Origin of the sequence: Marinilabilia salmonicolor, assembly GCF_003003035.1 — a bacterium.
In the GTDB taxonomy this organism is placed as follows: Bacteria; Bacteroidota; Bacteroidia; order Bacteroidales; family Marinilabiliaceae; genus Marinilabilia; species Marinilabilia salmonicolor_A.
In genome coordinates this window covers 119,371-141,939 of record NZ_PVTS01000003.1, presented here as the reverse complement: position 1 = coordinate 141,939, position 22,569 = coordinate 119,371, and the positions used below count along the sequence as shown (strand labels likewise).

13 protein-coding genes and 1 tRNA gene are annotated in these 22,569 nt (G+C 44.2%); 13 read left to right on the top strand and 1 reads right to left on the bottom strand.

What is annotated here, in order from left to right; all coding sequences use genetic code 11:
• Positions 1 to 193 precede the first annotated feature (193 nt).
• Positions 194 to 349, top strand: coding sequence for a hypothetical protein (locus BY457_RS18970; RefSeq protein WP_181256346.1), 156 nt, complete (start codon positions 194 to 196; stop codon positions 347 to 349).
• A 55-nt stretch (positions 350 to 404) separates the two neighbouring features.
• Here BY457_RS18970 and BY457_RS03945 read toward each other — a convergent pair whose 3' ends face one another.
• A complete protein-coding gene (locus BY457_RS03945) occupies positions 405 to 4,406 on the bottom strand; it encodes a hybrid sensor histidine kinase/response regulator transcription factor (RefSeq protein ID WP_106152025.1) in 4,002 nt (1,333 codons plus the stop codon).
• Between the two features lie 390 nt (positions 4,407 to 4,796).
• Between BY457_RS03945 and BY457_RS03940 the strand changes: the two genes are divergently transcribed.
• The 12 genes from BY457_RS03940 to BY457_RS03880 all read left to right on the top strand — a co-directional run bounded on the left by BY457_RS03940 (position 4,797) and on the right by BY457_RS03880 (position 22,560).
• Positions 4,797 to 6,014, top strand: coding sequence for a glycoside hydrolase family 53 protein (locus tag BY457_RS03940; RefSeq protein WP_106152024.1), 1,218 nt, complete (start codon positions 4,797 to 4,799; stop codon positions 6,012 to 6,014).
• 15 nt (positions 6,015 to 6,029) lie between these two features.
• Positions 6,030 to 8,411 carry a glycoside hydrolase family 2 protein gene (locus BY457_RS03935; protein ID WP_106152023.1) on the top strand — a complete coding sequence of 794 codons (2,382 nt, stop codon included), beginning with the start codon at positions 6,030 to 6,032 and terminating at the stop codon, positions 8,409 to 8,411.
• Positions 8,412 to 8,427: 16 nt separating this feature from the next.
• Positions 8,428 to 11,385 (top strand): SusC/RagA family TonB-linked outer membrane protein, encoded by a 2,958-nt coding sequence (locus BY457_RS03930; RefSeq protein ID WP_106152022.1) that lies wholly within the window; start codon positions 8,428 to 8,430, stop codon positions 11,383 to 11,385.
• Between the two features lie 19 nt (positions 11,386 to 11,404).
• The gene (locus tag BY457_RS03925) at positions 11,405 to 12,994 is read left to right on the top strand and encodes a RagB/SusD family nutrient uptake outer membrane protein (protein ID WP_106152021.1); all 1,590 of its coding nucleotides are present in this window, start codon (positions 11,405 to 11,407) and stop codon (positions 12,992 to 12,994) included.
• Between the two features lie 19 nt (positions 12,995 to 13,013).
• On the top strand, positions 13,014 to 14,702 hold the full coding sequence (locus BY457_RS03920; protein WP_106152020.1) for a DUF5114 domain-containing protein: 1,689 nt from the start codon (positions 13,014 to 13,016) through the stop codon (positions 14,700 to 14,702).
• Between the two features lie 539 nt (positions 14,703 to 15,241).
• Positions 15,242 to 17,779, top strand: coding sequence for a hypothetical protein (locus BY457_RS03915; protein ID WP_181256344.1), 2,538 nt, complete (start codon positions 15,242 to 15,244; stop codon positions 17,777 to 17,779).
• Between the two features lie 371 nt (positions 17,780 to 18,150).
• A complete protein-coding gene (locus BY457_RS03910; RefSeq protein ID WP_010662051.1) occupies positions 18,151 to 18,552 on the top strand; it encodes a DoxX family protein in 402 nt (133 codons plus the stop codon).
• A 302-nt stretch (positions 18,553 to 18,854) separates the two neighbouring features.
• Positions 18,855 to 18,929: transfer RNA gene (locus BY457_RS03900), tRNA-Val, on the top strand.
• A gap of 150 nt (positions 18,930 to 19,079) precedes the next feature.
• Positions 19,080 to 19,418: a hypothetical protein gene (locus tag BY457_RS03895; RefSeq protein ID WP_106152018.1), complete on the top strand. Its 339-nt coding sequence runs from the start codon at positions 19,080 to 19,082 to the stop codon at positions 19,416 to 19,418.
• A 19-nt stretch (positions 19,419 to 19,437) separates the two neighbouring features.
• A complete protein-coding gene (locus BY457_RS03890; protein ID WP_106152017.1) occupies positions 19,438 to 20,271 on the top strand; it encodes a peptidylprolyl isomerase in 834 nt (277 codons plus the stop codon).
• Positions 20,272 to 20,418: 147 nt separating this feature from the next.
• Complete coding sequence (locus tag BY457_RS03885; RefSeq protein WP_258176575.1) at positions 20,419 to 21,237, top strand: peptidylprolyl isomerase; 819 nt, start codon at positions 20,419 to 20,421, stop codon at positions 21,235 to 21,237.
• Between the two features lie 12 nt (positions 21,238 to 21,249).
• Entirely contained in the window at positions 21,250 to 22,560 is a 1,311-nt protein-coding gene (locus tag BY457_RS03880; RefSeq protein WP_106152016.1) for a peptidylprolyl isomerase, read from the top strand.
• Positions 22,561 to 22,569 lie beyond the last annotated feature (9 nt).

Sequence of the window (22,569 nt, the reverse complement as noted above, 5' to 3'; positions counted from 1 at the left end):
AGCGGAAGAAATGAGGTCGCTAATCGTTAATCATGAAGGTTTATTGCATCATCAAATGTAAATCAGGATTTGAAATATTCCGGGATGATTGTGGTGATGCAGGATAAAGATACCCTTGTGGCAAAAATGATTAATGTTTGTAAAAGCGACCTTGAAAATATTGGTCTTGAAATCACCACCATGAATATTGCCGATGTGGATGATTACCGGTGTGGATGGAAAGCACGAACCAATTTCTGCCATTCATCCCAATGCCATTGATGAAATGAAAAACAATCTGGTTGGTGGAGTGATGGGAGATATTTTTAGGAAGAAAAAGGATGTAGAAAACAATCCGCCTTCAAATTAATTTAATAAGAAAATGAACAGGAAGCCATTCTGCAATGAGAAGTAGAATGGCTTTTTTACTTTTCCATATACCCTTTTGGGGACACTCCGAATTTGGCTTTAAAACTTTTGGAAAAACTCGACAGGCTTGAGAATCCTACTGCATACATGACTTCAGTGATGTTGCCTTCGCGGTTGGACAACATTTGTTCGGCTTTTTGCATCCGGAAGTTGTTGATAATGTCGCGTGTAGAAAGGCCTGTAATACTTTTCAGTCGCCGGTATAGGTGTGTGGCACTCATGCCCACGGCACTGCTTAGCATTTCTACCGAAAAATCCGGGTTGGAGAGGTTGTGCCGGATGATGCTCATTACTTTTTTCAGGAAAATTTCTTCCGGCTGTTCTCCGGGCTCTTCTTTTTCGGGAGTCAGCAATAATTGGTTCCTGATGTATCGGGCCATTTGCTCTTCGCGACGGAAGAGACTGTGGATGCTCGATTTTAGGAAGTCAATGTCGAAGGGTTTGGTAATGTACATATCTGCGCCTCGATTCATTCCTTCTGTTTTGTCCATGTCGAGGGTTTTGGCAGTCAGGAGTATTACCGGTATGTGAGCCGTTGCCTGGTTGGTCTTCAGGCTTCCGCAGAGTTCCATGCCATCCATAACCGGCATCATCACGTCTGAGATGATAAGATCCGGATGATCTGTAGTTGCCTTTCTTAATGCCTGAGCACCATTCTCAGCGAGTGTCAGGGCATATTCCTCTTCCATATTGATTTTGAGGTAATCAAGAAAATCAGTGTTGTCGTCAACAATCAGTATTCTTTTTGCATTTGGTGACAGGGTCGATGCATTTGAAGAATCCTGGCTCTTGGGGATGAGGGTGTTTTCTGTTTTGGCTATATCATGTTGTTCCGTGGTTTCAATGGCAGGCAGCACCAGCGTGAATTCACTTCCTTCACCGGGTTGGCTTTTTAGTTGGATGGTACCTCCATGAAGTTGTGCATATTCCATCGCCAGGGTTAGTCCTATTCCTGACCCCTCATGACTGTTGATCTTTTGGTCGGTCCGGTAAAAAAGCTCAAAAATGTGTTCGCGGTCTTGTTCTGCAATTCCCGACCCGAAATCGCGGATGCTTACTTCCAGCGTGGGGGCGTTGTTCAACGATGAGGTAATATTGAGGGTGACGTTAATAGTTCCTTCGTCAGAGGAATATTTAAAAGCGTTGGACAACAGATTGAAGAGGATGGTTTCCACTTTATCTGCATCTAAAAGATATTGATGAGGTTCCGGGAGGGGTTGAAGCTGATAATCAATTTGATGCCTCTGTGCCAAATCATCAAAAGAGGCATAGACTTCTCTTACGAAAGCATTAATCTCAACAGGCTGTTGGATAAGCTGTAACTGAGATGATTCAATTTTCCGGAAGTCGAGAAGCTGATTAATGAGTTTGTAAAGTCTCCCTGCATTTCTGTGTGCCAGCTCTATCATTCTGCGAAACCGTGGATCCTTAATGTCCCCTTTCGACAGCTGTTTCAAGGGTGAGATAATCAGTCCCAACGGTGTCCTGAATTCATGGGAAATATTGGTAAAAAAACGGATTTTGGCCTGGTAAAGCGCTTCACTGTGCTGTTTTTCAATTTTTACGATTTTCAACTCGTTGTTGAGTCTCTGACGGTAGCTGTAGATACGGAAAATAAAATAAGTGATACCGATAATCAGCACAATGTATAATGTGAGAAACCCCTTACTCAGCCAGATGGATGGGGCAATGTGAATTTGCAGGTTTTTTGTTTCACTCCAGACCCCCAGATGGTTGGTCCCCTGAACTTCAAGAGTATAATTCCCCGGTTTGATATTGGCATAAACTGCATAGTTCTTCTGTCCCGAACTTTGGAGCCATTGATCCTGCTCCGGCCTAAGGCGGTAGCGAAACTGACCGTTGTCGGGGTAGAGGTAATCCAATGCAGAAAATTCAAAGGTTAGCGAATTCTGGTGATGCTTCAGGTCTATCTGGTTGGAAAATGCAATGTCATCTTTCAGGATGTCAGGTTTCTGTGAAGGAGTGACTGCTTGATTGTTGACTCGCAGTCCTGAAATGAACATTGTCGGTTTGCTTTCCGGATAACTGATGTGTGAGGGGGTAATTTCGAGGTAGGCGTTATCACCCCCAAAGAGGATGTTCCCGTTCTGCTTTTGCGCACTGCAATTGGAGTCAAATCCCTTGAAAGGAGAGCCTTCTTCCACCGGAATTGTGATTACTTTATCTCTGCTGATATCCAAGCGGAAAATGGAATTCTGAGTGGTGCCCCAGAGATTTCCATCATTGTCCTCCTCAAGGTTGATTATTTTTTGCGGATGGCTGACGTTGATGTGGTATTCCCGGATTTCTTCAGAAGTTTCCTGATATTGGATCAGCCGGTTTTCTGCGCCAATCCACAGCGAATTGTTTTTTCCTGCCCGAAGGATTGTAATCACACCATTAGCAATAATCCCGTTGACTGTACTGACCGGCTGTTTGCCCTTTTTTGCATCCAGCGTCCAGAGTTGATTGCCAATGGCATAGTAAATACTCCGGTTTCCTCGTATTAAATGTCCGTCTCCGTTGGAGTCTATTCGGGTAAACTGATAATTTTGGGGTGATTCTCCTTTTGCTTCAGTTCGAAAAACCCCGCCTTCCCATGCACTGACCCAGAAGCTGCCATCAGGAGCCTGTACAATACTGCTGATATAGTTGGAGGTGAGGCCGTTTTCTTTGCCTGCGGTGATGGCGGACATCTTTTGGCTTTTGGGATCCAGGATGTTTATGCCGCCGGCAGTACCGATCCATATTCTTTGTTTTTTATCCTCCTCAAGTGCATATACATTGTCCAGCAGAACTTTGTTTTCTGTTTGCGAGGTAGATGAATAGGTGGTTCTACGCTCCGTTTCTTCATTCTTTTTCACCACCCCATGAATGGTTGCCAGCCATACATTGCCCTTCCGGTCTGTCAGGATATCTCTTATCTGGTTGCCAATTCTTGGTTCTTTGTTGCTAAAAAACTCTTCATGCAGATGATAGTAGGGTTCACTTTTGTTTGCAATACTAACTCCGCCGGAGGTGATGAGCCACACTCGTTCCTTATTGTCCTCCAGGATCTGCCATACCACATTGTTGGCGATAGTGTTGTTGATCAGAGGATCATGAAAGTATGCTGTGACCGATTCCTCCTGTACATCAAAAAGGTGCAATCCAAAATCTGTCCCCAGCCACAGCACTGAATCTGATGCATGGTAGATGGTTTTAATGACTTCATTACTAAAATTGGTGTTGGTGGAGTTGTAAAGCTTAAAATCTCCGGTTTTTGTATTGAAGAGAGCCAGACCGGTTTCTGTTCCTACCCACAGTAACGAGTCGCAATTGCCGGAGTATTCGCTGATGGAAACGATGAGGTTGTTCTCCAACAGAGGTTTGTATGCTCCCTTAACATCGAAAGTTGTTATTTCGCCGTCACGAAAGCGGTTTAGTCCATCGTAAGTGCCTATCCATAAATCTCCGTTGTCTGCTTCATGGAAGGAGCGGATGGTGTTGTGTGACAATCCTGAGTTGGAACTATCGAACCAGTTGAAAATATTATTATTGGGGTTGTGTTTCAAAAGACCGTTGGCTGTCCCGATCCAGATATTTCCCTGCTTGTCCCTGAACAGGGTGCGAATGGTCTTGTTTTTTCCTATGTTGATGGTTTCAATCTGGAATGTATGGATGTTAATGGTGCAAAGCCCGTCCCAGGTACCTACCCAGATGCGATCGTCATCGCAAATCAGTGCCGAAATATTGTTGGAGGGAATACTTCCAGGTCCTCCGGTGTGCTGGAACGTCAGCATTTTAAATCCGTCGTACCTGCAAACTCCTTCCTGGGTCCCGATCCAGATAAAACCATGTTTATCCTGAACGATGGAATTGGTTACATTGGATGGCAGACCTTGTTCAATGGTGAGGTTTGAAAAATAGAGTGGCGAAGTAGCTCCGGTTGTGGCCACAAATATTGTCAGCAGCAGAACTGACGTCAGAAGAGAATATGTGGGTACCCGTAGAGACATTGGACTTTTTTTGAGATAAAAACTGCTTATGGTATTATGGTAAAAATAGAAATAAATTAACAGAAATTAGCCGCATGATAATTTTCAACACGTTTTTGTAAGATTTCGACAACTTCTTAGATCTCTTTGTTTTCAGTGATTTTCAGATTTGCTTGAGGGGAATTCATCGAAATGTAAGATTTCGACAACAATCTGCAAGATGAGGGCAATTACATTTTTTAGCGGTTGTTTAGCTTTGATGTGAGATTTAGGAAATAGTTTTTAGAGCGAAAGCTGACTCAGTCTTGATTTTCTTTGCCTACTTTCTTGTATCAAGACAAGAAAGTAGGTCAGGGTTTAAGGGATGAAATCCCTTTTAATTTTTTTTGAACATAAATAACGACTACAGATATGAAGAAACAACAACTAGTATTTATTCTGGCACTCTTTTTTACTACCATGATGAGTTTTGCCTGTTCGGACGATGACAATGGAAAGCCGGTTGAGAATGGCACGGAGGGAGAAGAGACTGAGATTCCTGAATTGCCTGGATTTATCAAAGGGCTTGATCTTTCGTATGTCAACCAGGTGGAAGATCATGGAGGTATCTATAAGCAGGAAGGTGTAGCTGCCGATCCGTTTGAGATATTGACCGAAAAGGGAGGAAATCTGGTGAGGGTTCGTCTTTGGCATAATCCCTCCTGGGTTAAAGATATTTATGGAGATGCCACTCCCGTTTACAGCGGAATAGCCGATGTGGCTGCAACTATTGAGCGAGCCCACCAAAATGGTATGGCGGTTTTGCTGGACTTTCATTACAGTGATACCTGGGCTGATCCCGGACATCAGGATGTCCCTGCCGCCTGGAAGAATATTACCAGTCTGGATGTTTTGACAGATTCTGTGTATAACTATACTTATGAAATGCTTTCTTACCTGAAGGAGAAAAACCTGTTGCCACAGATGGTGCAGATAGGGAATGAGACTAACCCCGGAATGATGACCACAAATACGCCGGAAGGATTCCCGGATCTGAATGTTTATGACGGTAACTGGTCCGCCTTTGGGCAGGTTGTCAATGCCGGTATTAAGGCTGTACGTGATATTGAAAGCCAGTCGGACTCAGAAATCAAAGTGGCCCTGCACATCGCTGATCCAAAAAATCTGGAATGGTGGATGGCTGATGTCATCAACAAAGGAAATGTACATGACTTTGAGATTATGGGATTCTCCTACTATCATATCTGGCATACGACTATTTCTTTTGATCAGTTACCGGGACTGGTCTCCGATCTTAAATCGACGTATGGTAAAGATCTCCTGGTAATGGAGACAGCTTATCCTTTTACTACAGAATATGATGATAACTACGGAAATATTTATTCTTCAGAAACAGCTCCTCTGGAAGGCTTCCCATTCACTATTGAAGGGCAAAAGCAATACCTGACAACCCTTTCTCAGAATATGGCCAACGCAGGTGCCATTGGGGTTATTTACTGGGAGCCGGCCTGGATCTCTTCCGGAATGAAAGATTTGTGGGGAACCGGATCCAGCTGGGAGAACTGTGCACTTTTCGATTTTGACGGCAATGTCACCGAAGCCGCAGATTATCTGGAGGTAAACTATTAATATCAAAAAAAGAGTATGTTGAAACGAGCACTTTTGATGACCATAGGAGTTCTGGCGCTTGCTTCGTGCCGGAACAATCCCGAGCATTCAGGTTTTGATCAACGCGCCAATTTGTTTAATGCAGACTGGCAGTTTATTCAGGGTTCTGGAGTTAAAGATGTAAACAAGTTAAGTTCAGATGATGCTGATATCAGTTGGGAGCAGGTTTCTCTACCGCATACGGCAGCGGTGGAACCTCTGGTGATAAAAGACCAACAATGGCAGGGAACCAGTTTCTACCGGAAGACATTCAAGGCTCCTGATATTTTGAAAGAGAAACATGTGGCATTAAAGTTTGAAGGAGCCATGCAGGTAGCTGATATTTTCCTCAACGGAGAAAAGCTGATGACACATCAGGGCGGATACCTGCCTTTTTATGTTGAACTGAGTGAGCATCTGAAATACGGGAAAGAGAATGTACTTCTTGTGCGACTCAACAATGAGGACAATGAACTGGTGCCTCCGGGCAAGCCCATTGCCGATCTTGATTTCAATTGGTTTAGCGGTATTTATCGCAATGTGTGGCTGATGGTCAAGGAGAAGATACATGTTACAGATCCTGTGGGAGCTAACCGCGTTGCCGGAGGTGGTATTTTTGTGACTTATTCTGATGTTTCGGACGAAAAAGCCACAGTGGATGTTAAAGTGGATGTGGATAATCAGCGCCAAAAACCTGCTGATATCGGTTTGAGCGTAAAGATAAGAGATGCTGAAGGGAATGTGATAACAGAACAAAGCGTTGCTGCACAAAATGTGGAAGCAATGGGCAATCAGGTTTTCCAGACTTCATTTGATATTGAAGAGCCCGCTCTGTGGTCTCCCGACTATCCCAATTTGTATGATCTGACTGTAGAAGTGCTGGAAAATGAAAAAGTGGTGGATGCTGTTTCGGAAACCATCGGTATCCGGACTTTTTCCTGGACAGCCGGTCAGTTTTATCTCAATGGCGAACCCCTGTTTCTGAGAGGAACCAATCGCCATCAGGAATATCCGTACATTGGGTATGCCTTGTCAGACAATGCCAATTACCGCGATGCTTACAAAATAAAACAGGCCGGATTCAATTTTGTGCGATTGTCACATTACCCGCATTCCCGTTCTTTTATGAGGGCTTGTGATGAACTCGGACTTTTAACGATGGATGCCATTCCCGGCTGGCAGTTTTTCGGCAATGAGGTGTTTCAGGACAATGCCATTCAGGATGTGCGCAATATGGTTCGACGCGATCGCAACCATCCTTCTGTGGTGATTTGGGAAGCTTCACTCAACGAATCGGGGATGACCCGTGAATTTATGCAATGGGCACATGCTGCCGTCCATGAGGAATACCCGCATGAGGATACTTATACCTGCGGGTGGATCGACGATGTCTATGACGTTTATATTCCTGCACGACAGCACGGGAAGCCGCCTCATTACTGGAATCGCTACGATGAGGAGAAACCCATCTTCATTGCCGAGTACGGCGACTGGGAGTATTATGCTCAAAATGCTGGTTTTAACCAGAAAGCGTTTGAAGATCTTACATCAGAAGAGCGTAACTCACGTCAGTTACGTGGATTCGGTCAAAAGCGGCTTTCGCAGCAGGCCCTCAATTATCAGGAAGCCCACAACAGCAATTTGCAAGGGCCTGCCGTCGGAGATGCCAATTGGCTGATGTTCGACTATAACCGTGGATATGCTCCTGATCTGGAAGCTTCCGGTATTATGGATCTCTTCCGGTTGCCCAAGTTTGCATTCTATTTCTATAAGAGCCAGGCAGATATTAAGCCTGAAGTGAGTCCGGATTTTTACGGGCCTTTCATCGAAATTGCCAATTTCTATAACGATCCTTCTTTTTCTGAAGTGAAAGTGTATAGCAACTGCGAAGAAGTGGAACTCTTTGTAAACGGGAAGTCTGTCGGTCGGCAAAAGCCTGATAGTGATCGTGTCAGCTCCCACCTCAAACATCCCCCTTTTACCTTTCATCTCACTGGTTTTGAACCAGGTGAATTGACTGCAAAAGGATATGTGGCCGGGCAGGAAATAGCAGAAACCATCAGACGTACTCCGGAACAGGCCGCACAACTAAATCTTTGGATTGACGAAAGCGGTCGTCCTTTGGAGAAAGGACAGAATGATGTGGTTTTCCTGTATGCTTCTGTTACGGATGCGAATGGCACAATACTTCCCGAAGCTACTAACAATGTTACTTACTCAGTGGAAGGTGATGCTGAATTGATTGGTGCAAACCCGGTGAGTGCGGAAGCGGGAATTGCTACCATACTCCTGAAAGCAGGAGATCAGGGAGGTGTCATAACCATAAAGGCATCGGCCAACGGGCTTGCTGCCGAACCGCTCACGGTAGAAGTACCATAATAAAAACCAAACAACTATGAATATGAAAAATCTGCGATTACAAAAGAAAAAACCGGTTGCATTGCTATTGCTGTGGCTGTTTGCCACTCTGGCAATTGCTCAGCAAAAGACCATTACCGGTACCATCGTTGATGGGGAGACCAATGAGTCGCTGCCCGGAGTAACGATTCTTATTGATGGCACCCAAACGGGAACCATTACGGATGCCAATGGACAATTTACCATTCAGGCTTCCGAATCCGATGTGTTGCGCATATCCTATATCGGGTATGAAACCCAAATGATTGAAGTGGGTGACCGAAGCCGTCTGGATATTACTCTGAAGCCCGACGTGATCAGCTTTGATGAAGTGGTGGTCATTGGCTACGGGCAGCAACGTAAGGGAGATCTTACAGGTGCTGTGTCCAACGTGAACAGCAAGGACTTCCAGAAGGGAATTATCAGTTCTCCTGAGCAATTGATCAACGGAAAAGTTTCGGGTGTACAAATTATGTCTCAGAGCGGATCTCCTTCTGCGGGTAACTCTATCCGGATTCGGGGGGGTGCTTCTCTTAATGCCAGTAACGACCCGCTGATTGTCCTGGACGGTGTGCCTCTGGAATCAGGCGGAATCAGTGGAAATGACAATAACTTTCTGAGTCTGATCAATCCCAATGACATTGAGAGCATGACGGTACTGAAGGATGCCTCCTCGACAGCGATTTATGGATCAAGAGCCTCCAACGGAGTGATCCTGATTACTACCAAAAAAGGGACAGGAGATGATTTGAAGGTAACTTTCAGTACAACCAATTCCCTGCAGGCGAAAACCAAACTTGCGGATATGCTTTCCACTGAAGAATTTATAAATGTCGTGAATCGTGATGGTTCGCCTGCTCAGCAGGCCCTGTTGGGAGATTACAATACCGACTGGAATGATGAAATATACCAGTTGGCTTTTGGCACCGATAATAATCTTAGTTTTTCAGGGCAATTGAAAGAGGTTCCATTCCGTTTTTCTCTGGGTTACTACAATCAGGATGGTATTGTAAAAACCGATAACGCCGAGAGAATGACCGGTAACCTGACCGTTTCGCCTTCATTCCTGAATGACGACCTGAAAGTGACTTTGGGAATAAAAGGAGCGTTGAATAGAAATACGTTTGCACAAACAGACGCAATTTGGGGGGCAGCGACTTTCAATCCTACCATACCTGTGTATTCAGGTGCTGATACTTTTGGCGGTTACAACGAAGCCATTGATGGATCAGGAATTCCGGTAACGTCCGCGGTCATTAATCCGGTTGGTCTGTTAAACCAAAATTCCTCTACCAGTGATGTGGGGCGGGTGATTACCAATCTGGATGCTGAATACAAACTTCCATTTCTGCCTGAAATGAAGGTGCATGCCACCCTTGGATATGATTATGCCAAAGGAGAGGGTGAGATTTATGTGCCTGCTGAAGCTGCCGAATTTTACATGACCAATGGCCGGGATTATTCGTATGGCCCGGAGGAAAAAGAAAACCGCCTGCTGACAACTTACCTTAACTATAATAAGAACCTGGAAACCATTAATAGCACCGTTGATGTAACAGCAGGTTATGATTATCAATATTGGAAGAGCACAAGACCTTTTTACGAAGAACTGAACGTGAACGGTGAGGTGCAGAATTCCATTGCAGCCTCAGATCAGCGGCATGCATTGCTCTCTTACTACGGACGACTGAATTATACCTTTGCATCGCGCTACATGCTTACTGCTACGATCCGGCAGGACGGAACATCCAGGTTTAGTGAAGATACCCGATGGGGTACTTTCCCTTCGGTAGCCGTGGGATGGCGGTTGTCTGAGGAGTTCTTCCTGAAGGATATTGACGTACTGAGCAATCTGAAACTGCGTGCAAGTTATGGTATTACAGGCCAGCAGGAAGGAATAGGAAACTACAATTATCTGCCCGTTTATACCATCAGTCAGACAGGGGCCCAGTACATCTTTGGAGATCGTCCGGTAAACACCTATCGTCCCGAAGCTTACGTTTCCGATTTGAAATGGGAAACTACCAGGGCTTACAACTTCGGACTTGATTTTGGGTTCTTCAACAATCGCTTGTCGGGCTCTGCAGAATACTACACACGGGAGACAGAAGACCTTTTGGCCACAGTGCCTTCTCCGGCGGGAACCAATTTCGACAAAAACATTCTTACCAATGTGGGGAACGTTGACAGCGAAGGTTTCGAAGTGAGCCTGAATGCAGTTCCTGTTGACAATGCCCGGTGGACCTGGGATCTCACATTCAACGCTGCATGGCAGACACAGAAGATTAAAAATCTCTCCATAATCAAAGGAACTGAGATTACCAGTACTTCCATTGGTCCAACCATCGACAGTTATTACTTTCAGGTGCTGACAGAGGGTTATGAACCGTATATGTTTCACGTATATCATCAGCTCTACGATCAGGAAACCGGAAAACCCATTGAAGGGGCCTATGCCGATTTGAATGATGATGGTGAGATCAATTCTGAAGATTTGTATCGCTACAATTCTTCTGCTCCTGATTATATTTTGGGTTTCAGTACTTCTTTGAGGTATCGCAACTGGACTTTGAGTACCAGTCTCAGAGCCAACATAGGAAACTACGTATATAATGGTATGGCTATGAATACCGGGGCACTGGGAACCATGTCCTACAACGCTTATCAGCTCAGTAATCTGAACAAGAGTTACCTGGAGACCGGATTTCAGAGTCGTCAGTATTTATCAGATTACTACGTGGAAAATGCCTCTTTCCTCAAAATGGATAACCTCACTTTAGGGTATAACTTTGGGAAAGTGACCAACTGGCTCAATGTGAATGCCACTGCAATGGTGCAGAATGTATTTACCATCACAGAGTATTCCGGCGTTGACCCGGAAGTGCCGCAGGGAATGGATCTTTCGTTCTATCCCCGCCCCCGCATTTTCTCGTTGAGTGTTGGACTGGAATTTTAATTATTAAAGGAGTTACGTTATGAGAAAGATAATATATACACTTTGGATACTTTCGGTTGGGGCTTTCTTCGGATGTACCGATGACCTGAATCAGTATCCTGAAATAGAAGAAACCTCCGAGTCAGTTTATGCCAATCCGGACAATTACATTTCGGCTCTTGCCAAGTGCTATGCATCCTTTGTTACTGCCGGACAGGAAAAAGGTGGAGGAGACGCAGACCTTAGCAGTAATAACGGGTATGACTATATGCGTTGTTATTTCAATGTTCAGGAAGCAGGAACCGATGAACTGGGCTCTACCTGGATTGAGGGTGATAACATTGGCGACCTCACTTTTCTCACCTGGGATGCCAACGATCCCTGGGTGGCGGATATGTACTACCGTTCCTATTATTCCATCTCTTTGTGCAACGAATTTCTGAAGAATAGCACGGATGAGCGCATCGCAGGGTTTACAGAGACAGAACAGGCGAAAATCAGGACTTACCGTGCTGAAGCCAGATTCCTGCGGGCATTGGCTTACTTTCATGCATTAGACTTGTTTCACGATATTCCTTTTGCGGATGAAGAACTGATTGGTAGTTCTGCTTTACCCGAAGAGTATCAGGCTGCTGATATGTTTGAGTTTATTGAAACTGAACTGATTGAATGTAGCGAAAATATGACCGAAGCTGCCAGCTGTGAGTATGGACATGCACCACAAACAGCAGCATGGATGTTACTCTCACGTTTGTATCTCAATGCTGAAGTGTACGAAGCAGGTCCGCATTATGAGGAGGTTAAGACTTATGCTCAAAAGGTTATTGATGCAGGTTATGAGTTGGAGCCAGATTATGGCAAGCTCTTCAATGCTGATAATCACAAGCGTGTAGGCCCCGGCAATGAAATTATCTGGCCTCTTGTGGTGGATAGTAAGAATGTAATGTCGTGGGGTGCTACCACTTATCTGGTTTGTGGAGCTGTGGATACCGACTATGGAGCTCCGGCTGATACGCTCGGGGTTGCCAGTGCCTGGAGCATGTTCCGTATTCGTGGAGAGATGCCCGCTTTGTTTGATATGGAAAATGATTCCCGTGCCATGTTTTATACCGATGGACAAAGTCAGTATATGGATGGTGGCGTAGATGACCGGAGTGGAGGTTACTTTGTGCTGAAATGGAGCAACCGGACTGATGCCGGTGAGGCTTCATCAAATACTCAAAACGACGGCGTGGATACAGACTTCCCAATGTTCCGTCTGGCTGATGCCTACCTGATGTATGCCGAAGCAGCGGCGCGCTCAAACAGCGATTTGGGGACTGCGTTGAATTATGTCAATGAGCTTCGTTCTATCCGCAATGTAGCAGAAGTTTCGGAAAATGATCTGACAGCAACCACTGAAGGGATTCCATATAAGTTTTTCCTGGATGAACGGGGACGCGAGCTCTACTGGGAAGCAGTGCGACGCACAGATCTTATCCGGTTTGATGCATTTACTTCCAACAAATACATCTGGCAATGGAAAGGTGGAGTTAAAGACGGGATGGCTGTGAATGAGAAGTACAATATTTATCCCATTCCGGCAACGGAGCTTTCCGCCAACCCTAATTTGTCAAACGAAAATTACTAACCTTTAATTTGGTAAGACAATGCAAAATATAAAAACATATATAGGGGTCTTTTTTCTAATCTTGTTGGCGGTGGCTTGCGAGAAGGAAGGAGACAAGATTTATCTGTCAGGACTTGAGGCTGCCGATCTTTCAGTATCGGGTTCTGAGGTGGTCTTAACAATTGAAAATTCTGATCTTCAGGTGTTGAGTTTCTCCTGGGAGTCCGGAGAACTCTCTGTGAGCAACGATACAATGGGGGTGGCTTCCGGTTTGCCTGGAATGACCGTTGAGGTTTCAGCATCTTCCGATTTTGTGCAGTTTACAGAGTTGCAAGGCACCGGAAATCAATTGGCGCTTACAGGTGCGCGGCTCAATGCCTTGGCCAAGGATGCCGGTTTGCAACCCGATGTGGCCTCACCACTTTATTTCAGGGTGCGATCATCGGTAGGAAACAATATGGAGCCGGTTTACAGCAATGTCATTTCTGTTGATGTCACGCCTTTTGTAATTGATATGTCGAAACTTTATCTCCTGAATGCTGAGCAAAATGATACCCTGGCAACAATCTATTCTCCCGAAGAGAATGGTGAATATGCCGGCTTTGTTAAAGCAACAGGGTGGATGAATTTTTATTTTCAGGAAGGAGATGGTGTCATTTATGGTAATAATGGTGTGTCCGAAGTTCCTTTTGAACTTTCTACCGATGCAGAAACAATGTGGAACTGCTGGTTCCCGGCCAATGGAGGACATTATTATGTGACCATGAGTACTGCCGATATGGAGTGGACTGCTACATGGCTGCCAAAAATTTCGGTGGGAGGAGCTGTTGAGGATTCACTGGCTTTCTTTAAATCGCAGGAGTTGTGGGCCGGGGTTATTGAAACGACTGCCGCCGGGGCCCAGGTCACGCTGAGCAGTGATGCCCTGCTCTACAATACCGACACCGGAGATACGGATGACGGAGCACTTGCCACAACTGTTTCCTTTGCAGAAAGCGGAAGTGGTAACATTGTGCTTGCAGAAACTCCCGGAAACTTCACGGTACCATCATCAGGAATCAATACCATTACGCTTGATCTGACAGGTGCTTCGGGTTGGACTTATACTATAGATGAAGGAGAAAATCTGCCCCAGGAGGAAGTTGTTATTCCCTTCTTGTATCTTCCCGGGTCAAAAGACGGGGAGACCGGAGGCAGCTGGACATTTGATAACTTTATCCCTCTGTTGAATAATGCCCTTTACGGTGGCTTTGTGGATATCAATTCCCAGTGGGGATTCCAGATGTTTACAGCACCCGAGTGGGGAGTCGATTATTATACCATGGGTGAGAGTGAAGGCCTGCTGGAAATGAATGTCGAAAACCGCAATATTCCTGCTCCTGATCCCGGTACCTATTGGGTCAAAGCGGATGTGGAAAACATGACTTACGGACTAACTCCCCTGGGGGATGTGTTGTATTTGTCAGGGCTCAACGATCAATGGGATTTTAATACGACCATTCCCAAAACCGGTGAGGGCATTTACTCCGGTACAATAGAGGTTTCCACTCCTTCAACGGATGGCTTCTCTCTTTATCTGGAAGCCGATAACTGGGATGATAAATTTGGTGGAAGTGACGGAACCCTCGGTTATGGATGGGGAAACATTACCGATGATACCGAGGTGGGAACCTACACTCTGACAGTAGATTTGTATAATCTTACTTATGAGATGACGTTGAATCAATAAATCAATCTTTCCCTTTTTGATCCGCCCCTGTCAGGGTTTTTAATCCTGTCAGGGGTTTTATTTTGGACATTAGAACTAAATGAATTACAACTTGTAAGGCTTTTTTAAAGTGAAGGTTCCTTCTACTCAAGGGGAAATAAGGTTAAACAGCCAAGGCTTTCTGGGGCAATGTTAAAAAGAGTAATTTGAAAACAACTGTCCAATATAATTTTTTTAAAAGAGCTGTCGGGCTTGTTGGTTATCGACCTTGGCAGGTAAGCCTAAAAACAAGGTTGTTTCATCGAAAAATCGTCTTTGTTTGAATCTCACGCGTGCAGCAAGTGAGATGAGTTTAGACGATTTCGATGGAAGAACCGTAGTTTTTAGAGCGAAAGCTGGCTAAGTCTTGATCTTCTTTGCCTACTTTCTTATATCAAGATAAGAAAGTAGGTCAGGGTTTAAGGGATGAAATCCCTTTTGGAGAATGTTTAGGATACTATTCATTAAAACTGTATTTAATAAAGGGTTGCTGTCTTTCAGAAACCCTTAACTTTAATAATATGAAAGGAATACTATTAATAATTCTGTTTTTTGTTATTACAGCTGCATCAGGTCAGCATTCCCGTAATGCTTATGTGGATGACGAGGGTGTGTTGCGCTGGGAGCATGATCAGTCCGAAATAGTGGGTTTTGGAGTCAACTACTCCGTCCCGTTTGCACATGCTTTCCGGATGGCTGAAAGGATGGGTATTGATCATGAGGAAGCCATCAGGCAGGATGTATATCATTTTGCCCGGCTCGATCTGGATCTTTATCGGGTACATGTGTGGGATACAGAGATTTCCGATTCAGTGGGAAATCTGTTGGAAAATGAGCACCTGCGGTTGTTCGATTTTGCCATTCATGAGATGAAAAAGCGCGGAATGCGATTTGTGATAACTCCCATTGCTTTTTGGGGCAACGGATGGCCCGAGCCTGATGAGGATACGCCAGGGTTTTCCAATAAATATGGGAAGGATGCCTGTCTGACCAATCCTGATGCCATAAAGGCACAAGCCAATTATCTGGAGCAGTTTCTTAATCATAAGAATGCCTTTACCGGCATTGCCTATAAAGATGACCCTGATGTTATTGCTTTTGAAGTTTCCAACGAACCACATCACGGTGGGAGCGAAGAAGAGGTGAAGAGCTACATTAACAAGATGGTTGCTTCAATGAAAAAAACCGGTTTGCAAAAGCCTGTTTTCTATAATATGAGTCACAGTATTCATTTGGCAGATGCCTATATGGAGGCAGATGTAGATGGGGGAACCTTTCAGTGGTATCCGTCGGGACTGGTGGCCAACCATGCGCTGAAAGGGAACTACCTGCCTCATGTGGCGGAATACAAAATTCCTTATGAAGACCATCCGGGGTTCAAAAATAAGGCTAAAATTGTTTATGAATTTGACCCTGCCGATGTGGCCGGAAATTATATGTATCCCGCCATGGCCCGAAGCTTCAGAGAAGCGGGGTTGCAGCTGGCAACACATTTTGCTTATGATGCCATGTTCCTGGCCCCGTTCAATACCAATTATGGTACCCATTTTATGAATATGGCTTATGCTCCACAAAAAGCCCTTAGTTTAAAGATCGCGTCAGCCGTTTTTCATGAAATTCCACGGAATGCTGATTTTGGAGCCTTTCCCGGGAATAATGTTTTTGGGGATTTCAGGGTCAGTTATGAGCAGAATCTGGCTGAATACCTTTCAGAAAACCGGTTTTTTTACACTAATAATACATCTTCTGTGCCTTCGGAGACTTCTAAACTGAAGGAGATAGCGGGTTTTGGAAATAGTCCGGTAGTGAAATACGATGGGCGGGGCGCTTATTTTCTTGATGAAATAGAGCCGGGAGTCTGGCGGCTGGAGATAATGCCTGATGCCTTTTGGCTTAAAGATCCTTACAGTCCGGTTGATCCCAATGTGCAGAAAGCTGCTGTGCTGCATGCAGAACATTCCATGACCATTCATTTACCTCAACTTGGAGATACTTTTTCAGCTAAGGGTATCAATGAGGGGAATGCTCTGACAGCTATTGCCAATGAAGGGGAAATTAATCTTACCCCCGGAGTCTATTTATTGAGGAAAAAGGGAGTTACAGCGAAAATTGATGCTCAGAGTGCTTTTAAAAATATATTGCTCAATGAATATGTAGCTCCTGCAACGGATCTGGATACCCTTTTGGTACATAACAAAACGTCCCAATCAATGAATATGAGTGATGAGGTGGAGATTTCTTTTGATGTAATCTCCGCGGAGAAGCCTGAGGAGGTTGCTGTATTTGTAGGAGAGGGACATTACCGCAGCCGGCGTTTTGAGGCAAAGGAGATTTCTCTCAATCATTACAGGGCTTTATTACCAGATGAGTTTAATCGCCAACAGACCTTGAATTATTATATTGGGGTGAAACATCCGGATGGGAACTGGAAGACATTCCCTTCAGGGATTGCAGGGAGCCCAGGTGATTGGGACTTTTCTCCCCGCCAGGGCTACAATCTTGATATATCGCCGGATGACGCTCCTCTTTTGTTATGGAGTGCCGATGATCATGAGTTTTCATCCTCCTTCTGGCAACAGGGAGTTGGCGTGCTTCCGAATTTTAACAGACGAGTGCTTTCTTACAACTTTACTCCTGATGATACAGATTGTTCAGTAGATGAGCCGTTTCATGCATTCAAATATTATTTTGGGGAGCAAATTGCCGGGCGTAAAAAAAACATTTTATCAAAGGAGAAGTTGGTCCTAAAGGCGGGGGTAAGATCCGGAATGCCTCCGGTACTTCATATTTCCCTGATTGACAAATCCGGACTGGTTCGGAAATACCAGATGAAATTGAATGACCATGATGAATTTTATACGGTAAGCCTGAATAATTTTGATGCAGGCCGCATTGCTGTTGTTCCCCGACCATTCCCCGATTATCTTCCCTGGTTTGCCGGTTCTGAAAATAATACAGATTTTAATTTGGATGAAATCGAGTTTTTACAGATTGTATTGCCTGCTCAGAAGGTAGAGGGGGCTATTGATTTCTATTTAGAGGAAGTGTGGTTGGAGTAATATATCAGGACGGTTGTATTTATCAGGTAGATGGACATTGTAAAATAATGCAGTCCTCCTTAAAGCAAGGGTTTATCCGTTTAAAGGAATACATAATGATGTTGTGTTTTAAATTGGTCCGAAGTCTCCCGGGACAAGGTTTTTCGTTCTCAAAACTATTCTTCAACGGACCAACGGCTCAGGGAAATTGGTACAAACCCCCCCTTTCTCAATATTGGTCGCCGCGACCAATATTGAGAGGGGGGATGTTCCCCCTGGCTATTGATTTCAGTATATCAACTTGTTACCACCTTATTTGTTTTATGAATATGGCAGGTTAAAACCAAATTGTCCTTTCGTTGTTAATTTAATTCATCAAAAACAATATTGACATGAAAACATCAAAAGATTTAGCTGCACTTATATTGCGTGTGGGATTTGGCTTTTTCATAGCATTCGGACATGGATTGGGCAAACTTCAAATGTTGCTTTCCGGAAATATTCAGTTCCCTGCTTTGTTTGGCATCAGTCCTACTATTAATCTGGTTTTGGCCACTCTGGCCGAATTTGTGGCAGGAATTATGGTGCTGATTGGTCTCAGAACCCGTCTGGCATCTATTCCGCTGATGATTACCATGCTCACTGCAGCATTGGTCGTACATTCCGGGGATCCATTATTCTCTGCCGGAGGGGCCTCCAAAGAGTTTGCTTTGGTTTACTTTATTGCTTTTGCAGCAACTTTCTTCCTGGGGTCCGGTAAATATTCAGTGGATGCCATTGCAGGAAAAAGATAAAAACGGGTTTTTTGACAGGGAAATGTTAAAATCAATTATGTCACTGCCTGCCAGAGGTTCTGGTGGTGGTTTTCGAAGGTGAAATGATGTTTTTATCCACTTCAATTTAAAAAATATCCACTTTTTGTTTGAGGTTGTTAAAAGTTGTCTATCTTTGTCGCCAAGAAAGTTTCGCCTTTCCCTTAGATCAGAAAAAAATCCAGAAAAGAAGGTTCGGTGGTTTGCCGGACCTTTTTTTGTTGATTTTTTCCGGGCATGATGAGGAAGGAATCCTTTTTTTACTATTTTTGCAGCACCAAAAAGGGTTGTTAGCTCAGTTGGTTTAGAGCATTACCTTGACAGGGTAGGGGTCACTGGTTCGAATCCAGTACAACCCACAAAAAGCCGGCAGGAATTTCCTGGCCGGCTTTTTTATTGGTATTGATGCAATTCCTTAACTTTTATTATTTTTGAACTTTACAATCAGCCCCCTGAGAGAAAGAAAATAGGTAAGAAACGTCTTCAGGCGGGGAAAAGGGGATATAATTATGACAGAATACAATGCAGAAAACTGGGATTTGATGGTCCTGGAAATCAGTAAAAAATTTAAAGTGACTGCTGACTTTGATTTTATGTTGTTCCTGATTGGTATTCAGGAGCTTGGTCAGGGGATGAAACCATACGAAAGGCAGGAGAAGATGGATTTGATCAATCTTGGAAAATGTACCCTATTAAGCAGGGAAGGCTACCTGAAAGCCAATGGCCCTGATGAAGAGGGCTGGCCACAGTTTGAAGAGGTGAAACGGTTAAAATCTCTGACCCCTTCATTTCTGAATCATGTGCTTAAAAAATCCGCTTTCGAATATCTAAAAATACAATTACAATAATCTGATAAACAAAAAAACCATGACACCATTTCTTTCTTTTAGAAAAGCATCTATGTTTTCACTTCTTGTTGCCCTCGGGGTATTGCTCACTTTTTGTGACGAACCTGAGAAGAAGGTGCTTGTAAAAACACCTTACGGCAATATGAAAATTAAACTTTATGATGATACTCCACAGCACAAGGAGAATTTCCTTAAGCTGGTGGAAGAGGGCTTTTACGATGACCTCTTGTTTCACCGGGTAATTGAAGGATTCATGATTCAGGGGGGTGATCCTGAATCCAAAGGTGCTGAAAAAGGTGCCCGCCTGGGCTCCGGAGGTCCCGGATATACGGTGCCTGCTGAGATCAATTTTCCGAAGCGTTTTCACAAAAAGGGAGCTTTAGCTGCGGCTCGTCAAGGTGATCAGGCCAATCCTGAACGTAAATCATCCGGCTCTCAGTTTTACATTGTTCAGGGTGAAACGATGTCTTCTGAGGACCTTGATAATCTGGAAGAACAGATGGGGCAGAGAGCCATTCAGGCTCGTATGTTTGATAAAATCACTCCATATCAGGACTCATTGATGGCCATGCGTCAGCGTGGAGACCGCGAAGGGTTCGAGGCGCTTATCTCAAAGTTGGAAGAGGAGACCAAAGCTGAACTGGGTGATTCGGCAAATTTTGAATTTCCTGAAGAGGTGCGTGAGGCATACACTACTATTGGTGGAACTCCCATGCTGGATGATGCCTATACTGTATTTGGTGAAGTAGAGGAGGGTCTGGCCATAATTGACTCCATTGCATCTGTATCAACCGACCAGATGGATCGCCCCGTGGAAGATATTAAAATGACCATGGAGATTATTGAGGAATAATATTTGCATACTTAATGAGCGGATGATTTATTATTATCCCGGGTTGTATTTTGCAATTAGAGATTGCTTCGGGCGAGGCCCGAAGCAATCTCTAAACATTCAGACGTGACTATCATTTGAGGCTACTAAAGATAAAATTGTCAGTTAATGATGCGATTGTTGTTTATATTTTTATTTGCAACGAGTTTCTTCTTTTTATCTGAAACCGCGAGTGGACAGGAGTACACCCACTATGTGCTCATCAAGACCAATCTGGGTAACATGAAGGTGAAATTGTACAACGACACTCCCAATCACCGGAATGAATTTCTGAAATTGGTCAACAGTGACCATTTTGACGGGACACTTTTCTACCGTGTGATTCAAAACTTCGTCATTCAGGGAGGGTCTTCAGATTCTCGCAATGCTCCTGCAGGCAAACATATCGGGTATGGCAATTCCGCCGTTATGATCGATGCCGAGACCCACGATCATCACTTTCATAAAAAAGGAGCTTTGTGTGCACCCCGTCAGCCCGAGGACGTCAATCATTTCAAGATGTCGGATATTTCCCAGTTTTATATTGTTAAGGGAAGGGTTTGGACGGATGAACAATTGGATATCATTGAAAAAAACAACAATATTCCCATTAAAAACCGGTTGAAGAGGGAGTTCTATGTACCCCGCAAAGAGGAACTGGACCGGTTGAAAAAGGAAGATCCCCATGCTTTTAATGAGTTGCTGAGGGATATTAAGCAGAAGATTAATTTTGAATATTCATTGTCTGATTATATTGAATTTTCAGATGCTCAACGTGAGGCTTACACCAGTATTGGCGGTTTGCCTGATTTGGATGGTGACTATACCGTTTTTGGAGAAGTTGTCGAGGGATTTGATGTTATCGATAAAATTGCTGCACTAAAAACAGATAAAAATGATCGTCCCTATACCGACGTGGTTATCAGGGTGGAAGAAATAATGCAATAAAACGCTTTTAAAATGCGCCGGAAGTCACGTATTCTTTCTTTTTTTCTAATCAGTCTTTTGTTTTTTTTCGTGGTGGGATGTAATAATTCTACCGGGAAAAAAGAACCAACGAAAGAAGAGATTTCCTTTGGTTCTTTTCAGGATAATATCAAAGGTATGGTGGAGATTCGTACTTATGATCACTACAATCGCGCATTGAAAAGAGGTTTTGGCTTTTTTGTGGACGAGGATCTGGTGCTCACCAACTTCGAATGGATTAAAGGAGCTTACAAAGCAGAAATCGCCCCCGTTGGAACCCGTGATATGACGGAAGTAGAAGGATATACCGCCTACGATCACAATCTTAATCTGTTGGTGCTGAAGGTAAAACAAAATAATGCTGATTACATCAAGGTTAAAGGCAGCCTTGCACAACCCGATACGCTGTACACTCTGAAAAGACCCAACCGTAAACTCTTTGTAGTAAAGGCGCTTGCAGGCAACTATCAGGATTTGGATTCTTTGGGTTTCTGGACTGTTCCGGATAACATAAAAGAAGGCAAACCGGCCTTCAGGTTGAATCATGAATTTATGGGAATCGTTCAGGAGAGAGGCTCCGGGGATTCTTTGCAACGCGTCGTGCTTTCCAAAAAGTACATCGCCCGCATGTTGAAAGAGCAGAATGAACGTGCTGCTTCCATCTATGATCTCCGAACCAAAACTGACAAGGTATATATTTCGCATAAGAAAGTAGCCGGATTTCGCATAAAAACCACCATGGGAGATATTGTCATTCGTACTTATGATGAGTTGCCGGCCTACCGGGATAATTTTATAAAACTCGTCAGCGACCAGTTCTATGATAGTCTGACGGTTCATCGTGTACTGAAAAACTTTTTGATACAGATGGGGGCCGCCGACTCAAAATATGCCGGCAAAGATGATGTGGTGGGCTGGAAAGGTCCCGGTTATACTTTACCTACTAAAATTGTCCCCTCCCTTTTTCATAAGCGGGGAGCGGTTGCAGCCTCCAAACTTCCGGCCGCCCGTAATCCCCGAAATCGTTCAGACGGATCCCAGTTTTTCATTATTGCAGGCCGTATTTTTACCGATGAGGAACTCAACGATATAGAGCAGGAAAAGGGGTTTCGCTTTACCCCCACGCAGAGGGAAGTCTATACTACCGTTGGCGGAGCTCCCTATCTGGACGGAGATTACTCTGTTTTTGCAGAAGTGGTAAGTGGCATGGATGTTGTTGATAAAATTGCAGCGGTTGAAACCTACGGGGAAGACCGCCCTGTGCAGGATATCCGGATTAAGACCATCGAAATTATTGAGAAATAGGATAATATT